The following is a 16,547-nucleotide window of genomic DNA, read 5'->3' as shown; positions in this document are numbered from 1 at the left end:
ATGAACCGAAAACCTTCTTTCCTGCTCCGGCGGGTAACGTTGTCATGTCTGGTTGCTGCTGTGCTGGCGTTGCCTGCGCAGGCTGACGTCAATAATGACCTGAACAAATTCTTCAACAAGCTGGGCTTTGAGGGGAATGCCACCCGCGCAGCTGTCTGGCAGGGGCAGGCGGCAGGCTATGCCACCGGCGGCAACCTGTTCTTACGCAATCAGGTGAATAATCTGCAGATAGCCTCCTTCACTCCACCGCATATTACCGCCGGTTGTGGTGGTATTGATGCCTATCTGGGCTCCTTTTCCTTTATCAACAGCGAACAGATTGAGCGTTTTGTGAAGCAGCTGATGGGGAACGCTGTGGGGTACTTTTTTGACCTGGCTCTGCAGACTGCCGTACCGGGGATGAAGTCGGTGAAGGACTTTATGCAGAAACTGGCCAGTGAACTGAATAACATGAATATCTCCTCCTGTCAGGCCGCGCAGGGCATCATCGGCGGTCTGTGGCCGAAGAACACCGTACAGTCACAGAAAATCTGTCAGGACATTGCCGGTGAAACCAATATGTTCTCCGACTGGGCTGCCTCGAGGCAGGGATGCACGGTGGGCGGTCAGATGAACAAGGTGCTGGATAAGGCGCCGGAAAACATGAAAGACCAGGTGATGCGTAATAAGAATCTGATGTGGGAGATTCTGAAGAAGAACGACATGATGAACGGTAACACCGAGCTGATGGAGCTGGTGATGAACGTTACCGGAACGCTGATTTTTGATGATAAAGGTGAAATCCAGTTTATCGGGCCACAGGCTAATCACCAGGGGCTTATCCGGGCGCTGATGTATGGCGGACAGGCCACTATCTTTGGCTGTACATCCACGGGGGACTGTCTCAAGACACGCAACCGCACAGTGACGGTCAGCCAGAACAACAGTCTGAATCAGCGTGTACAGAACATGATAAAGAATATCTCTGACAAACTGGTCAGTGATGACCCGCTGACCAGCCAGGAAAAAGGGTTTATTGAAAGCACCAGTGTGCCCATTCTGCGTTACCTGGTGGACCCGCAGATGCTGAACATCTCCACTTTCTACCCGTCACTCTCTGATTACATTGCCTATGACATCCTGCTGCAGTACCTGAACGAACTGTTGAGTCAGGCCCGGGTGCAGGCCGGCAGTAAAAACTTCCCGGAAGAGCAGATGAAAATGTTACGGGAGAACTTCTCTGAAGCCTCCCGCCAGCTGGAAGGACTGCAGGCTCAGGTGGATGTGAAGGCGAACACACTGATGGAGCTGGAGCAGCGCATGGGCTATCTGCGTCAGCAGGTATCCACGCAACTGATGAGTCGTTATGAGCAGAACCTGAACTATACATCTGTATCCTCTGCACAGCTGACGACGGGAGGCAACTGATGAGCATGGTGGATACCGTTTATGTCATGAGTGGTGGCGAGTTCTTCCAGGCGGCATTTAATGGCGTGGCCACGCTTATCGGCACATCCACATGGGATTCCCTGTTTCATATTGTGGGATTCTTCTCCGCGATGGCGCTCTTCTTTGTCTATATCCGGGGGCATGACCCGAAGGAAGTGCTGAAGTTTATTGCGGTGTTCATTCTGATAACCAGTGTGCTGGTTATTCCGAAACGTACCGTGCATATCATCGATATGACGAATCCCACACTGGTGCTGCGGGTGGATAATGTGCCGACCGGGCTGTCGGTGCCGTTCCGGTTTATCACCGGTATTGGTGGCTCTCTGACGAAAATTTATGACTCCGTGTTCCATACACCGGATTCTGTGGCATACAGCAAAACCGGTATGTTGTTTGGTGCCACACTGATGGCCAACACCACGGATGTGGTGGCACAGAACGGTGACCTGGCCATGCTGCTGAACGAATATGTGCAGCAGTGTGTTATTGGCGACATTATGCTGTCACACAAGTACAGCATGGCTGAACTGATGCAGTCATCCGACCCTTATGAAATCATCTTCCGCAAACCCAGCCCGCTGCGTGGCGTGATTGTGCCACGTGGCAACAGCCTTGCACAGGCAGGATTCCAGACCTGTGAGGCGCTGGCCAACAACGTGCTGAAGCGTGAACTGAAAGTGGATACGACAAAGGGCGGAAAAACCTGGGATTATTATGTTAACCGCTTCATTGGCCCCCGTGCCAGCGCCGATACGCTGTTCGGTATGATGATGGCGGACAGCTATGGTTTCTACTATCAGGGCGGACGGGATGCCAGTGAAATCCTGCGTCAGAATGTGGTGATGAATGCCATAAAACAGGGTATCACCACCCATACGGCAGCCAGCGGCAACGTCGCCAGTCTGGTGAATATGGCGGACCAGTCATCAAACAGCAAAATGCGCCTCAGCTGGGCGGCGTCAGGTGGTCTGGCAGCCACATTTGTGCCGGTGATGCATACCGTCCTGATGGCCATGCTGGTCGGGATGTTCCCGATAATCATTCTGCTGGCCACCATTCATGGTCTGACACTGCCGGTGCTGAAAGGCTATGTGTTCTCCCTTGTTTATCTGCAGAGCTGGCCACCACTGTACGCCATTCTGAACTACGCGATGGCGTTTTATCTGAAAGGCGAAACGAAAGGGATGAATTTCTCCCTGTCGAATCTGAACACCATCCAGCAGACTCACAGTGATATCGGGTTGATGGCAGCCTGGCTGTCAAACTCAATTCCGTTTATTGCTGCTGGTCTGGTATTCGGTTTGTGGCGTGTGGTTTCACAGGCAGGGAACTATCTGGGCTCATCCATTAACAGCACCGCCTCGTCTGCTGCCTCTCAGGCTGCAGACGGTACGTGGGCGTTTAACAACATGCAGATGGAGAATGTCTCCGGCTTTAAATGGGACACCAACCAGTCCGTGCGTGACGGTCAGATGCTGACCCAGCATGCCAGCGGTGCGACAACAACAAAAACAGCGGGTGGTGGCATTCTGCATGATGGTAAATCGGCGATTTCCAGTCTGGCGACGGATATTCAGTTTGGTCGCATGCTCAGCAGCAGTTATCAGGCACAGCAACGCGAAGCGGAAAGCCAGGTGCAGAGTCTCAGTAACAGCATCAGTCATGGCAGCCAGCTGGTCGGCAGTCAGCTGACGCAGTGGGCGCAGCAGCGGGGCAACAGCGATACGGTGGTAAGCGGTGCGGACAGCAGCCGGGCCACCACACTGACGCAGGCCATCAACAAACTGAACAGCGTGGCTGATTCACTGGCAAAACGTGCCGGTATCAGTACGTCCGAAGCGGTTACGGAGGTACTGAATAAATCACAGAGCGGTGATTTTACTGCCGGTGGACATGGCGAAGCCGGTATTGATACCAGGAAAAATATTCTCGGAAAAGCTGTTGAGTTAACAACCGGGGCCAGTGCCAGTGGAAAGCTGTATACCGACATTAGCTATAAAGGTTCGGATCGGTCATCGCATGGTATTAATTCAGATATCAGCTCAAAAACAGGGCATGACCGTAGCCTGACAGCGCAGGAAACAAAAGATGTGCGTGATGCCATGGATGTCATTAATAACCATCGCACGACGGATAACAGCAGTCATACTGACAATGCCTCTTCGTCCCTGTCTGAGCAGCTGGCCAGCAACCTGAGCGATTTGCAGAGCCAGATTAAGCAGTATAATGATGCACTTAACCGCAGCCATGAATATGCTCAGATGGCCAGTTATGCGGAAAACAACAGTGCAAGTATTAACAGCAACTACAGTCAGGAGTTTGTTAACTATGTGCATCAGTCTGCTCCGGGACGTGCCACGACCGTGCTGACCGATGCCGGAAATCCGTCACTGCGGGCGGAGCGGGAACAACTGGCGCAGGCATTTGTGGATGAGAAACTGAAACCCCAGCTGGAGCAGGAATTCAGGGAAAACCGGTTGCGGGCTTCAGAAAGTATGGGCAGCGTCGGGCCAGTCGTGGATATGCAGAGTGACCTGAAGCGAGCGTATGCAGAGAATTTTGCTGACATGCAGCAACGGGCTTCCGGCGCATCGGTTCAGGGTGCAGAGCAGATCCAGAAACAGGTGCGTGATACCCGTCAGACTGTGGAATCACAGGTGCTGAAAAATGAGCAGGAAATGGCATCATCCCAACAGGAACTGAAGACACAACGGAACACACTTGCAGAGCAGCATAAGGAGAGTGAAGGAGCATATAACGAAGCATTGAAGCAGGAGCGCTCAGAACAGAAATTTGGATGGAACTCAGATAAAGATGAAGAGAATATGCAACGTCTGAGGGATGCTGCAAAGTGGAAGGATAAATAAGAAAGAGAGAGTTATGTCCGGGCTATTAACTGAAAAATTAAAAACGTTTAACTGGAAAGATGACAGGCTACGTATGTGGCCTGGTTGTAAATCTGGTGTGCAGATAACAGCATGTTGTATTTCAGTATCATTTTTTATGACGTTATGTGCAGCCCTGGTTTACGGTGAAAATGCTATGTGGCTATTAATATGTCTTCTGGTTGTGCACTTTTTCTCTGCAATTATTACAATTGTTGTGCTGTGGGACATAACTTCCACTCAGTATGTTCTTATGAAAATAGAGCCTGAAACGGATATTATTTCAAAATCAGAACAACTGAAAAAACGATGTGTATTATCTGCCTGCAGAGTGGCCCTGGTCATTATCGCTGTTGCTGTTGGATTTGGACTGCAATTTGTCCTTTTCTCGGGGGCGGTGTTTGCTTTATTGGGGGCAATTTTTACATGTGTTTTTTCTTATAAAGTGAGAAAACTATATCCTGACGATTTTGTCCGATTTGTTTATGTTAATCTGCCTGGAGAGAGCCGATCAAAAGACGATGTGTGTTGTTCCAGTAGTAATGAAGTTAACCCGGCAACTGGACTTCTCATGTTAGATGATACAATTGATGTGGGGGGGAATGCCTGGGGTAGTGATGACAATCGCTGGGATGACCGTTGGTGAAAATACAGGTACGATTCATGCGATAACCCAGAGGTGTTATCAGCAATTGTTTTTTGTTTAAGGATAAATTTATGTTGTTAAATCGTAAAAATAACTTTATCGCTGCGATTGTTCTGGGGGCGTTTCTCCTGTCTGGCTGTGGTGCGATGAGCACCGCAATTAAAAAGCGTAATCTGGAAGTCAAAACCCAGATGAGTGAAACCATCTGGCTTGAACCTTCCACTGATCGCACTGTTTATCTGCAAATCAAAAACACCTCCGATAAGGATATGAGTGGCCTTCAGGGAAAAATTAACAGCCAGGTACAGGCTAAAGGCTATCGTATCGTGAATAATCCTGCCGACGCGCATTACTGGATTCAGGCGAATGTGCTGAAAGCCGATAAAATGGATTTGCGGGAAGCACAGGGCTTCCTGAGTCAGGGATACCAGGGCGCTGTTCAGGCTGCGGCGTTAGGAGCAGGCATTACAGCCTATAACTCCAACTCTGCCGGTGCCACGCTGGGGGTGGGACTGGCTGCCGGCCTTGTGGGAATGGCGGCTGATGCGATGGTGGAAGATATCAACTACACCATGGTAACTGATGTGCAGATCGCAGAGCGCACTTCCGCGCAGGTGACGACTGACAATGTGGCTGCGCTGAAGCAGGGAACGTCGGGTTATAAAGTGCAGACCAGCAGTGAAACCGGTAACCAGCATAAATATCAGACGCGTATTGTGTCCAGTGCCAACAAAGTTAACCTGAAATTTGAAGAAGCCAAACCGGTTCTTGAAGATCAGTTAGCAAAATCTATTGCTAATATTCTGTAATTTTTCTGATTCCCGCTGAATCCGCCAGCGGGAATTCCTTTACTGACATTTCACAAAATCTTATTCAACAGCGAAAAAATAATTTCTCTTTTCGCAGTGTCTGACCTGTTCACATAATGGAGTTTCTATGGCTACTCCTGTAGAAGATAAACTTGTTGCGCCGCCAGAATATATTCATGAAGCACCAATACCAACCACGCATATACAATATATCAATAAACCCGCATATAACCTTGTCGATTTCATTAATGATAATATTGGTATAATGACCGTTTTATGTTTTTTTATTCTGGTAATGATAATTGCCTGGTTCTTTTTCCGGAGAAATAAAGAAAATCACGCTGTTGAGTGTTATGACTATTCTGCGTGTCTTTCAACGCGAAAAGAGTACCATCTCCTTACTCTCGTTGTTGTGGCTCCGGATACGTTACCATTGTTACAGCTTTGTCAGCAGATCGGGGATATCATTCGTCAGCATGGGCAACAGCTGGTCTGGATGCCGGGAATAAGCCGTATTGACGGGATTCAGGAGGATAATGTGACCTGGGCATTGCATTCTGCCTGCCTGGATGAAAAATCCGGCGAAATACTTTCAGGAAGAATCAACCCAGAAGGCGGATATTTTTTTCGACCAAAAAAATCTGGCGGCCCGGAAACACATCAGCGCCTGTGTCTGCAAATTCAGTATAAAAGCGGAAAAGATATTCAGTTTGTCACTGGCTTAATTGAAAGAGCATTGCACATGATGAACTGCGGCTATCGTGCCGGAGGGCATATTTTCCGGGGAGAGGGATATACGTGGAATATGAATGGAGACTGATAATAAATGGAGTATGTTGTTTTTCTGGCAGTAATACTGCTTATCCTGATCCTTCCCGGAAGAACGAAAAAATATACCGGAAATCAGAAATACATTGACCGGCTTTTAAAAAAACATCGTTGTTATCAGTCAAAGCATTTTATGACTGCGCGCGAACGTGAATTTTTTCGTGAACTCTGCCGCGCGCTGGCGGGATACCCTTTGCTGGTGATGGCGCAGGTTCGTCTGGTTGATGTGGTTCAGGTTTGCCCCGGGTTCTCTGAGGCAGAGAACAGAAGGTTATTCCGGCAGATTTCACAATGGCACTGTGATTATGTGGTTGTGGATCAGCAGGATTTCACTGTCAGGGCCATTATCGAACTGGATGATCGCTCTCATCTGCGCCCGGAACGTCAGCGCCGGGATACGTTATTTAATCTGGTTGTTATTCAGGCTGGTATTCCGTTGCACCGACCCCGTTCTGTTAAACAGGTGAATGACGTCGCCGCCAGTATTATTCGCCATATCTGACTTTTATTTTTCTGATGTTCTTTAATAACCGGGTACTTATATGAGCTCAACCAAACATATCACGCAGGGTGGGCAGGTATTCAGCTATATGCTGAATATGTTCATGCAGGTAAACAAACGCGTTTCATTCTGGTTAATCTGGTTTTTCGTTATCTTTTTGCCGTTATTTTTCTGGTTGCGTCTGCCCTGGGAAACTATCCGTAATGGCGGGCTGTACTGGTGGTTGTCACTTACTGCCCGTGGAGAAAAGGCGCTGTACCGGGTTCCTCCGGTTTATGACATTCCCTGGAACGGACAGGTGCTGCACGCAACGTCGGAGCAGATTCTGAAAGACGATTATATGGTCTGGGCCGGCAATATGTTCCTCCAGGAGCTGTATCTGGCCCTGTTCTGGGCGTCTGTGGCAGTTGGTGTGCTGGCCTTTCTGATTTTCCGTTTTCTGCGACGTCTGGGGGAAAAACAGGCTCAGGATGAGCGCATGGGGGGGCGTGAGCTGACTGATGATGTAAAAGCGGTGGCCCGGGAGATGCATCGCCGTGGGCAGGCTTCCTCCATCTGTATCGATCAGCTTCCGCTGATATTAAATGGCGAAGTGCAGTATCTGATGATGTATGGCACGCCGGGATCAGGTAAGTCCAACACTATCAACAAGCTGCTGAAGCAAATCCGGGCACGCGGTGATATGGCCATTATTTACGATAAAGGCTGTTCCCTGATTAAAAAGCACTTTAATGAACGGGATGACACCCTGCTTAATGCGCTTGATCGCCGCTGTGCGTACTGGGATATGTTCCGTGAGTTTGAGTCCATTCCGGATTTTGACAGTGCAGCAAGCACGCTTATTCCGATGGGGGCAAAAGAAGATCCCTTCTGGCAAAGTTCAGCCCGTACCATTTTTTCTGCGGTGTCATATCGTCAGAAAAAGAAAGGTATTCACTCCTACAACGCGTTGTTGCGCACGCTGCTTGCCATTGATCTGAAGGCTCTGCGCGACTACCTGGCAGGTACGGAGGCCAGTAACCTGGTGGAAGAGAAGGTGGAAAAGACCGCCATCTCCATCCGCAGTGTGCTGACCAACTATGTCAAGGCATTACGTTATCTGCAGGGTATTGAACGTACCGGACGTCGTCCGTTTACCATCCGGGAATGGATGAGTGCTGTCAACGACCCACAGATTAAGCAACATGGCTGGTTGTGGGTGACCAGTAATGCCCGCCAGCATGAGTCACTGAAGCCACTGATTTCCATGTGGCTGGCCCAGGCGGCTAACTGTCTGCTGGGTATGGGAGAAAATCTGCACCGCAGAGTCTGGTTTATTTACGATGAGCTTCCTTCACTGAACAAACTGCCGGAGCTGCCGGGCGTACTGGCGGAGGCACGACGATTTGGTGGGTGTTTTGTGCTGGGGTTTCAGGCCAAAGCCCAGATGGATTTTACTTACGGAAAAGAGACGGCTGACGCCATGCTGGGGCTGGTGAATACCCGTTTCTTTTTCCGCTCACCATCCAGCACAGAAGCGGAATGGGTGCAGCGTGAGATTGGCCAGCGTCGGGATAAAGTTTTCAGTGAGCAGTACAGCTATGGTGCGGATACCGTGCGTGACGGTGTCTCCTTCAGCAAGGTGGAAGAAGACCGCTATCTGGTGAACTACACCGATATCCAGAAACTGCCCAATCTCAGCTGCTATGTCACGTTTCCCGGTGATTATCCGGCTGTTCGTATGAGTATGCGTTACGAAAAGATAAAGGACTGTGCAGAGGATCTGCAGATGCGGGAAATCAACGACAGCCTTGATCCGGAGATTGAATCTGAAATCAGCCGTCGCGAAGAGGAAGATGGCGATATTACGGCGCTGTTGGCCCGGCTGGAGCAGGGTGAGGTCAGAAAAGATGATGAACAGAACAAAACGGCGTCTCAGGCCGGACAGGCAGAATCGCTTAACAATCCGGTACTGACTGCAGCTGTGACTCAGGGGGCAGCGGCTGCGGTGACGGGCGGAACAGGTGAGAGCAGCCCTGTGGAAGAAAAGGCGCCTGTGGCAGAGCTGACCGAAATTGTGGACAAAGAAACCGGGGAAATCCTGTATCCGGACGATGAGCGGTATGACGAACTCTGCAGAGATTCAGACCAGGCACAGGAAGCAATGCGACAGGATGAACGCAATCTGGTGAGTCACCAGACGAATGAAGCGCGTGAACAGGATGATGACCGCGAGGTAACCTGGTAATGCTGAGTATTGCACCCATTGCCGGTGGTGGCGCAGGCTATTACACATCGCAGGATAACTACTATTTTCTGGGCAGCATGCAGTCCCGGTGGTTAGGGGAAGGGGCAAAATTGCTGCAACTGGAAGGACCGGTGGATGCTTTCCGGCTGGATGAGTTGATTGCAGGACGTCTGCCCAATGGCGTCAGTCTGGAGAGAATGGAAGGCGGCATTAATGTTCATCGCAGCGGTTATGATCTGACATTTTCTGCCCCCAAAAGTGTGTCTGTACTGATTGCGCTGTATGGTGAGAATCGTTTACTGGAGGCCTGGAACAGGGCAGTAAGTGAAACGCTAAAAGAAGTTGAATCGCTGGTTTCCAGTCGGGTGATGAAAGAGGGAGAGACAGAGACACAACTGACACAGAAAGCGGTTATTGCCACATTTAATCATGACACTTCACGGAATCTGGATCCGCAACTTCATACCCATGCTTTGTTCCTGAATATGACACCAACGGAAAGTGGCTGGCGAACGCTGGCAAGCGGTACGGTCAGGAAAGACGGATTTATTGAAGCTGTTTATGCGAACCAGTTAGCTCTGGGGCAGATACAACTGAATTTATTGCGTCGCCAGGTTGAGGCGATGGGCTATGAGACGGTGGATACCGGGAAAAATGGTCTGTGGGAGATTAAAGGTGTTCCGGTCGATATTTTCTCAACCCGCAGTCAGCAAATCCGGGAAGCGGTCGGGGATGATGCATCGGCTAAATCCCGCAGTGTGGCTGCGCTGGATACCCGTCGTGCCAAACAGAAAGAGCCGGACAGAGAAGAGCTGCTGACCGAGTGGCATGAGCGTATTGACCGGACAGGATTCAGTTATCAGGCATTGCGGGAGAAAGCAGCAGAACGGGAAGCCCTGCAGCAGTCTGCCCGTTCTGTTTCTGAACCGGAAAAGGCTGTTTTGTCAGGAGAGGCCGGAGGGTATTCTCAGCGGGAGACATCGTCTTCATCCATTTCTGGTCAGCGTGAAGGTGTGACCGTACCGTCAGTGATGCGGGATGCTGTGTCACAGGCTATTTCCCTGCTGAGTGACCGCAGGGCGCAGTTTACCTACTCCGATGTCCTGAGCAGGACGCTGGCACTGGTGGAGGCTGAACCGGGCAGTATTGCCCTGGCCCGTGCCGGGATTGAGCAGGCCATCAGCAGCGGCGAACTGGTACCACTTGATAAGGAAAAAGGGCTTTTCACCTCCTCCATTCATCTGCTCGATGAGCTGAGCGTGCAGCAGCTGGCACAGCAGGCGCTGCGTGAAAACCGGGTGATGGTGACCATGCGACCTGAAATGCCCCTGCAGGGCGCGGCTGCGATTCTGGCTGACACACTTCCGGCGGTGGCCATTATCAGTACCGGACGGGGAATGGCGGCACAGCGGGAGCAGATACAGGCTGTTGTGGCGATGGCAGAAGGTCAGGGACGTCAGGTGCAGGTGATGGCACCGGACAGGAAGATGACTACTTTTCTGGCAGAGCAGCAGGGGCTGAACGGAAAAGTGAGCGGGAAGGATTTACTGACCGGGGAAGGGCTGAAGCATGACAGCACGCTGGTGATTGCCGGCGCGGAAAAACTGTCTGTTAAGGAGACGGTCACGCTGCTTGACCAGGCGTTGCGTAACAATGTGCAGGTGGTGCTGATGGACGGTGGTGGTCGTAAGGGCACCGGAAATGCGCTGGCCACGCTGGAAGATGCCGGTGTGGTGCGGCTTCAGGGGGGGACGGACAGGGGCGTCAGGGTATCGGTGATAAGTCATGGTGACCGCCGGCAGCGTTATGAACAGCTGGCCCTGGATTATGCTGTTCTGCATGCACAGGGCGAGAGCGTGGTGGCGCAGGCCCCTGGTCGTGAGCAGCGGGCGCTGACGGAGGCCATCCGTCAGTCACTGAAAGCGGCCGGAGAGCTGGGCGACAGGGAAGTAACGGTATCCACGCTGACGCCGGTGTTCCTTGACAGTAAAAGCCGCAGACTGACGGACAGCTACCGGGAAGGACAGATACTGGAGCGGTATGATGCAGAACGCCGGACGTCTGAGCGTTACACTATTGACCGGGTGACGGCCCGCAGTCGCACACTGACGCTGACGGATGAGAAAGGCAGAAGTCAGCTGATAAAGGTCCGGGACATGGACAGCAGCTGGCGGTTGTATCAGCCCGGGACGCTTCCGGTGGCTGAAGGTGAAAAGCTGATGCTGCTCGGCAGTCACGGAAAACTGCGCGCAGGTGACAGTGTCACGGTTGAGCGCATCACAGACCGGGCGCTGACGGTCCGGCAGGGGGAACGCCGGCATCGCCTTCCGGTTGCTGGCAGACTGAAAATCAGTCAGGGATATGTGACCACGCCCGGAAAAACGGTGAGTGAACAGGGGATTGTTCTGGCTGCCGTTTCTGCCCGCGACACGCAGGCACAGACGCTGAATACACTGGCCACCAGTGGTGACCGGGTACAGATTTATACGTCACTGTCAGAAGAAGACGCGCATGCGCGTCTTGCACGTTCTCCACTGTACCGGCAGGCCCAGGAACAGGTCAGTCCGGAGGGTAAGCCACTGGATACAGCCATACAGCAGGCCCGGGACGGTCTGATGCCGGTGACCGAAAAAGCCGTACGTCAGGCCATAACGCTGGCTCAGGGTAGCAACGTGGTCTTTTCCCGTCAGGACGTGGTACTGGAGGCACTGAAAGCGCATCCGTCAGTGACACCAGGCGATATTCACCACACATTTGCTGAACTGGTTCAGCGCGGGGAAATCCTGTCTGTGCCGGGTGACGGGAGTGCCAGTCGTTATGTGCCGGCTGAAACCTGGCTGCAGGAAAAAGCCATCCTTCGCACAATGGCAGAAGGAAAGAACACGCAACGCCCGCTGATGGAAACTGTGGACTCGTCTCTCCTGGCGGGTCTGACGACAGGCCAACAGGCAGCCAGCCGGTTGATTCTTGAAAGCACGGACCGTTTTGTGGCCATTCAGGGCTATGCCGGTGTGGGGAAAACCACACAGTTTCGCAGTGTCCTGGCGGCGCTGGACACGTTGCCGGAAGGGCTGCGGCCGGATGTGGTGGGGCTGGCGCCCACACACCGGGCCGTCAGCGAAATGCAGGGTGTGGGGGTGAAAGCGCAGACCATCGCTTCTTTTCTGATGGACACGGAGCGACGTCAGCAGAGCGGTGAACAGCTTAACTTCTCAAAAACGCTGTTTCTTATTGATGAAAGCTCCATGGTGGGCAACCGGGATATGGCTGACACACTGGCCCGCATTGCCGCCGCAGGTGGGCGTGCGGTTCTGTCCGGTGACAGTCTGCAGTTACAGCCGGTGGCCAGTGGTGCGCCCTTTACCCTGATGCAGCAGCGCAGCGCCATCGATGTGGCGGTGATGAAAGACATTGTGCGTCAGTCACCGGAACTGCGACCAGCGGTGTATGCACTGCTGGAAGGGCGTACCGGCGAGGCGCTGGACACGATACGCCGCGTTTCACCGGAACAGGTGCCCCGGGATAATGGTGCATATGTACCGGCATCATCGGTGACTGAAATTCGCCAGACCCGCGAACAGAGAGAAACGCAGGGAGACAGGGTGATATCTGCCATCGTGGATGATTACACCGGGCGCACCGCAGAGGCCCGGCGTCAGACGCTGATTGTCACCCAGACAAACGCGGATGCAATGGCCATCAATGCCGGCATTCATGACCGTCTGCATGAGGCAGGAAAAACCGGTGGGTATGAGCTTCCTGTAACGGTGCTGGTCAGGGAGAAAACGCAGACGGAAGCCCTGAAATCCGTGGCAGGACTGGCGCAGCACAGCGGCCACATTGCCCTGATAAACCAGCAGTATTACACCATTCACAGCCCTGATGCAGCAAACGGTGTGGTGATGCTGCGTGATGCAGAAGGCCGGGACCATCTGCTTTCCGCTTTTGAAAGCAGTCTGCGGGATATTGCGGTATTTTCCCGGCGTGAAATCCGGCTGTCAGAAGGTGACCTGGTGCGCTTCACTCGTCAGGACCGGGAGCAGGGACGGGATACCCAGGTGCTGTGGGAGGTCATCCGGGTGGCAGATAACGGCGATATCACGCTGAAGCACGGTGAACATACACGGCTGATTCAGCCGGGGCGTGAGATGTCGGATATGCATCTGGATTACGGCTATGCCGGTACGGCACACCGTGCTCAGGGGGCCAGCGAGGCCTTTGTGATAGCCCTGGCCGGTGCAACCGGCGCACGCCAGCGGCTTGCCTCCCTCAGTGATGCGTATGTGGCGCTCTCGAGGATGAAGCAGCATGTGCAGGTGTATACCGATGATATCGGGAAATGGCAGGCATCCGTGGCGGCCAGTAAAAGCAGGGAGACAGCCCATGATGTGCTGGACGTTCAACAGGATTTTCGTGCCACAACAGCACAGAATCTGTGGGACAGTGCCCGGACGCTTAATCAGAATGCGCTGGGGCGGGCGTTGTTGCGGGAAACCGGGTTACCGGACCACAGTGAAGCCCGCTTCATCAGTGGCAGCCGCAAATATCCGGCACCGCATGTGGCCTGGCCGGCTTACGACCGGAACGGCAGACAACAGGGTATCTGGTTGCAGGAAATCCGTATGGATGAAGAGGGGCGAATGCAGGGACTGGATGAGCAGGGAAGATGGCTGGGGCGTGATGATGCCGGCGTTGTGGTTCTGCAGCAGAGCCATAATGGCGTAACGCTGACGGCATCAGACCCGGCATCTGCACTGGCGCTGGCCCGCCAGCACCCTGAGAGTGGTGTTGTGCTGCAACAGGATACCGCGCCACTTCCCGGCTGGCTGCTTCAGAAGTTAACGCAGGGACAGGGAGAAACGACACCTGAAGCCATAAAAACTGTGCAGGCTGTACAGAATACCGACGCAGAACTGCTCAGTCTGCAGACGCCGGAAGAGCGGGCACGCCAGGAAGCAGAAAAAGCGGTCAGGGAAACCCTGCGACAGGATGAAACGCGGAACATCCTGCCGGCAGAGAGTGAGACCCTGCAGGCTGCAGAAAACGTGGTGGCAGAACAGGAAATCAGGGCAGCCAGACAGGCGGCAGCCCGTGAAGAGAAAGAAAACGCGCAATTACTTCAGCATGAAGTGGCTGCCCTGAAACACATAAACGGACAGGAGCAACTGCGGCAGATGGAGAAAGAACTGGTGATTGACAGGGAGAAGACGCTCTGATGGAAAACCAGGAATGTTTCTGCGAGGATGATGTACGGAATCCCGGTGCTTTGCCTTTGCTGTCTCTGGCACCATTACAACGTGACATTATCAAAATCGTGGCATTTCTGGCGATGACAGGTGACCACATTGCTACAGCATTTCATGTGGGGACTCCCTGGCTTAACCTGACCGGGCGGTGCGCATTCCCGCTTTTCGCACTGATGGCGGGCTGCAACCTGGCGGGGCGGCAGATACGACAGGCTGCCGTAAATCGCCTGTGGCTGATGGCAGTGCTGGCGCAACCGGTATTCTGGCTGGCATTTCGGGGTACAGGAAATCAGTGGTGGGAGCTGAACATTCTGTTCTGCTTTGCCGTGGTGATGCAGGCGGTCTGTTTCTGGCAACGCCCTGATGCCATAAAAGGTGCCATAACCGGCACCATGCTGGCACTGTATCTGTCGTTCAGTACTGCCAGTTATGGCTGGCAGGGGCTGGTGATGCTGCTGGCAGCCGTATCCGTCTGGCAGGTGCCGGAGCAGTACCAGGGGCGGTTATTTTTACTGTGGCTGTGCTCTGTTGTATGGCTGAACGGTGCAAACGGTGCCGTCCCCGTGCTGGCCGGTATGGGCATGACACTGCTGGTATTGTGTCTTGTGCATGAGTATGTACCTGCATCATCAAAGCGCCTGCAGATAAGCCGGTGGTTTGCAGAAGGTTATGCCCTGCATCTGCTGATTATTGCCGTCATTGTTTACGGGCCGCAGACTTAACATACCGTGATGAAATGTGGCATAAAAGCGTCGAAGTAACGCCAGCGGCAGAATATAACGACAGGTATTCGCAAATGACAGAACAGAAACGACCGGTACTGACACTGAAGCGGAAAACAGAGGGAACAACACCTGTCCGCAGCCGGAAAACCATCATCAATGTTACCACGCCACCAAAATGGAAGGTGAAAAAGCAGAAACTGGCGGAGAAAGCGGCCCGGGAAGCAGAGCTGGCGGCTAAAAAGGCGCAGGCCAGACAGGCGCTGTCCATTTATCTGACCCTGCCCACGCTGGATGAGGCCGTGAACACCCTGAAACCCTGGTGGCCGGGATTATTTGACGGTGACACACCCCGGCTTCTGGCCTGTGGTATCCGGGACGTGTTACTGGAAGACGTATCAAAGCGGAATATCCCGCTCTCGCATAAAAAACTGCGCCGGGCGCTGAAAGCCATTACCCGTTCAGAAAGCTATCTTGGTGCAATGAAAGCCGGTGCCTGCCGGTATGACACGCAAGGGTATGTGACTGAGTATATTTCTCAGGAGGAGGAAGCGTATGCGGCAGAGCGTCTGGCAAAAATCTGCCGTCAGAACCGGAGAAAAGCTGAACTTCGGGCTGTGCTTGATGAGTAATAAAAAGGCCTCCCTCAGAAGCAAGGGAGGCAACAATAAGGCTTAAAAGGAAATAGCTTCCCTTCCCGAAAAGAAGCCAGTCCACTGAATTATTTAACACAGAAATACTGACAGGGGAAAGAGAGGGCAGATACAAATGAACGGATTCAGAAGCCATTCACGGGACGCTCAGGTCTGGCGTTACCAGCGCACCGGAAACCGGGCCGTCAGTCTGGAGCTCAGGGGATTCTGGAAGGAGGCCGCTGAAGCATGGCTCCAGGCTGCCCGTGTGGCGCCCCGTACAGACTGGCAGCAGTTTGCCCGACAGAGAGCTGAACGCTGCCAGCGGCGGGGATAATGAAAAAACGGCAAAAAAAAGACCTCCCCTGAGCAAGGGAGGCCAAAAATCATTCATGACGTATCACTGGCATTGAATGAATGCTCTGTACATCAACCCTGTGAAGCTACCACCGGTTAATGCCGGGAGGTTGCGGGAAAGAAAGATAACACACAGTAATTACATGGTTAATACCCGTGGGGATGTTTTTGCGACAGGAAAGCGTCAGGTGAATAAAAAAAGACCGCCATGTGACGGTCAACGTTGTCCTGTCAGGGACAAATGCATTCAGTAAGGAGAGCAAAT

General features: G+C 52.8%; 11 protein-coding genes. All 11 read left to right on the top strand.

The window, feature by feature from the left end; translation table 11 throughout:
- The 11 genes from traH to FQZ95_RS23930 all read left to right on the top strand — a co-directional run bounded on the left by traH (position 1) and on the right by FQZ95_RS23930 (position 16,262).
- On the top strand, positions 1-1,407 hold the full coding sequence (gene traH / locus FQZ95_RS23980; protein WP_012564993.1) for a conjugal transfer pilus assembly protein TraH: 1,407 nt from the start codon (positions 1-3) through the stop codon (positions 1,405-1,407).
- Positions 1,407-4,295, top strand: a complete 2,889-nt coding sequence (gene traG / locus FQZ95_RS23975; RefSeq protein WP_160530805.1) for a conjugal transfer mating-pair stabilization protein TraG — start codon at positions 1,407-1,409, stop codon at positions 4,293-4,295. Before traH ends, traG begins: the two co-directional genes overlap by 1 nt.
- A gap of 13 nt (positions 4,296-4,308) precedes the next feature.
- Entirely contained in the window at positions 4,309-4,959 is a 651-nt protein-coding gene (locus FQZ95_RS23970; RefSeq protein ID WP_000015960.1) for a hypothetical protein, read from the top strand.
- Positions 4,960-5,030: 71 nt separating this feature from the next.
- Positions 5,031-5,768, top strand: coding sequence for a conjugal transfer complement resistance protein TraT (gene traT, locus FQZ95_RS23965; protein ID WP_160530803.1), 738 nt, complete (start codon positions 5,031-5,033; stop codon positions 5,766-5,768).
- 127 nt (positions 5,769-5,895) lie between these two features.
- Positions 5,896-6,588, top strand: a complete 693-nt coding sequence (locus tag FQZ95_RS23960) for a hypothetical protein (protein WP_089571012.1) — start codon at positions 5,896-5,898, stop codon at positions 6,586-6,588.
- Between the two features lie 141 nt (positions 6,589-6,729).
- Complete coding sequence (locus FQZ95_RS23955) at positions 6,730-7,098, top strand: DUF2726 domain-containing protein (RefSeq protein WP_224491916.1); 369 nt, start codon at positions 6,730-6,732, stop codon at positions 7,096-7,098.
- Positions 7,099-7,138: 40 nt separating this feature from the next.
- The gene (traD, locus tag FQZ95_RS23950) at positions 7,139-9,325 is read left to right on the top strand and encodes a type IV conjugative transfer system coupling protein TraD (protein WP_160530802.1); all 2,187 of its coding nucleotides are present in this window, start codon (positions 7,139-7,141) and stop codon (positions 9,323-9,325) included.
- Positions 9,325-14,541, top strand: coding sequence for a conjugative transfer relaxase/helicase TraI (gene traI / locus FQZ95_RS23945; protein ID WP_160530800.1), 5,217 nt, complete (start codon positions 9,325-9,327; stop codon positions 14,539-14,541). The genes traD and traI overlap by 1 nt, the downstream gene beginning before the upstream one ends.
- A complete protein-coding gene (gene traX, locus FQZ95_RS23940; protein WP_160530798.1) occupies positions 14,541-15,293 on the top strand; it encodes a type-F conjugative transfer system pilin acetylase TraX in 753 nt (250 codons plus the stop codon). The genes traI and traX overlap by 1 nt, the downstream gene beginning before the upstream one ends.
- Positions 15,294-15,367: 74 nt before the next feature.
- Positions 15,368-15,925: a fertility inhibition protein FinO gene (locus FQZ95_RS23935; RefSeq protein WP_160530796.1), complete on the top strand. Its 558-nt coding sequence runs from the start codon at positions 15,368-15,370 to the stop codon at positions 15,923-15,925.
- 136 nt (positions 15,926-16,061) lie between these two features.
- The gene (locus tag FQZ95_RS23930; protein WP_001013083.1) at positions 16,062-16,262 is read left to right on the top strand and encodes an ANR family transcriptional regulator; all 201 of its coding nucleotides are present in this window, start codon (positions 16,062-16,064) and stop codon (positions 16,260-16,262) included.
- The last annotated feature ends 285 nt before the right edge of the window (positions 16,263-16,547 follow it).

This window comes from Escherichia sp. HH41S (assembly GCF_009820115.1).
In the GTDB taxonomy this organism is placed as follows: domain Bacteria; phylum Pseudomonadota; class Gammaproteobacteria; order Enterobacterales; family Enterobacteriaceae; genus Escherichia; species Escherichia coli_F.
Note: the sequence above shows the minus strand (reverse complement) of the source record. Positions and strands in the feature narration are given on the sequence as shown.

Coding starts and splice junctions, on each gene's coding strand:
- traH (WP_012564993.1), top strand. CDS start 1: ATGAACCGAAAACCTTCTTTCCTGCTCCGGCGGGTAACGTTGTCATGT.
- traG (WP_160530805.1), top strand. CDS start 1,407: ATGAGCATGGTGGATACCGTTTATGTCATGAGTGGTGGCGAGTTCTTC.
- FQZ95_RS23970 (WP_000015960.1), top strand. CDS start 4,309: ATGTCCGGGCTATTAACTGAAAAATTAAAAACGTTTAACTGGAAAGAT.
- traT (WP_160530803.1), top strand. CDS start 5,031: ATGTTGTTAAATCGTAAAAATAACTTTATCGCTGCGATTGTTCTGGGG.
- FQZ95_RS23960 (WP_089571012.1), top strand. CDS start 5,896: ATGGCTACTCCTGTAGAAGATAAACTTGTTGCGCCGCCAGAATATATT.
- FQZ95_RS23955 (WP_224491916.1), top strand. CDS start 6,730: ATGACTGCGCGCGAACGTGAATTTTTTCGTGAACTCTGCCGCGCGCTG.
- traD (WP_160530802.1), top strand. CDS start 7,139: ATGAGCTCAACCAAACATATCACGCAGGGTGGGCAGGTATTCAGCTAT.
- traI (WP_160530800.1), top strand. CDS start 9,325: ATGCTGAGTATTGCACCCATTGCCGGTGGTGGCGCAGGCTATTACACA.
- traX (WP_160530798.1), top strand. CDS start 14,541: ATGGAAAACCAGGAATGTTTCTGCGAGGATGATGTACGGAATCCCGGT.
- FQZ95_RS23935 (WP_160530796.1), top strand. CDS start 15,368: ATGACAGAACAGAAACGACCGGTACTGACACTGAAGCGGAAAACAGAG.
- FQZ95_RS23930 (WP_001013083.1), top strand. CDS start 16,062: ATGAACGGATTCAGAAGCCATTCACGGGACGCTCAGGTCTGGCGTTAC.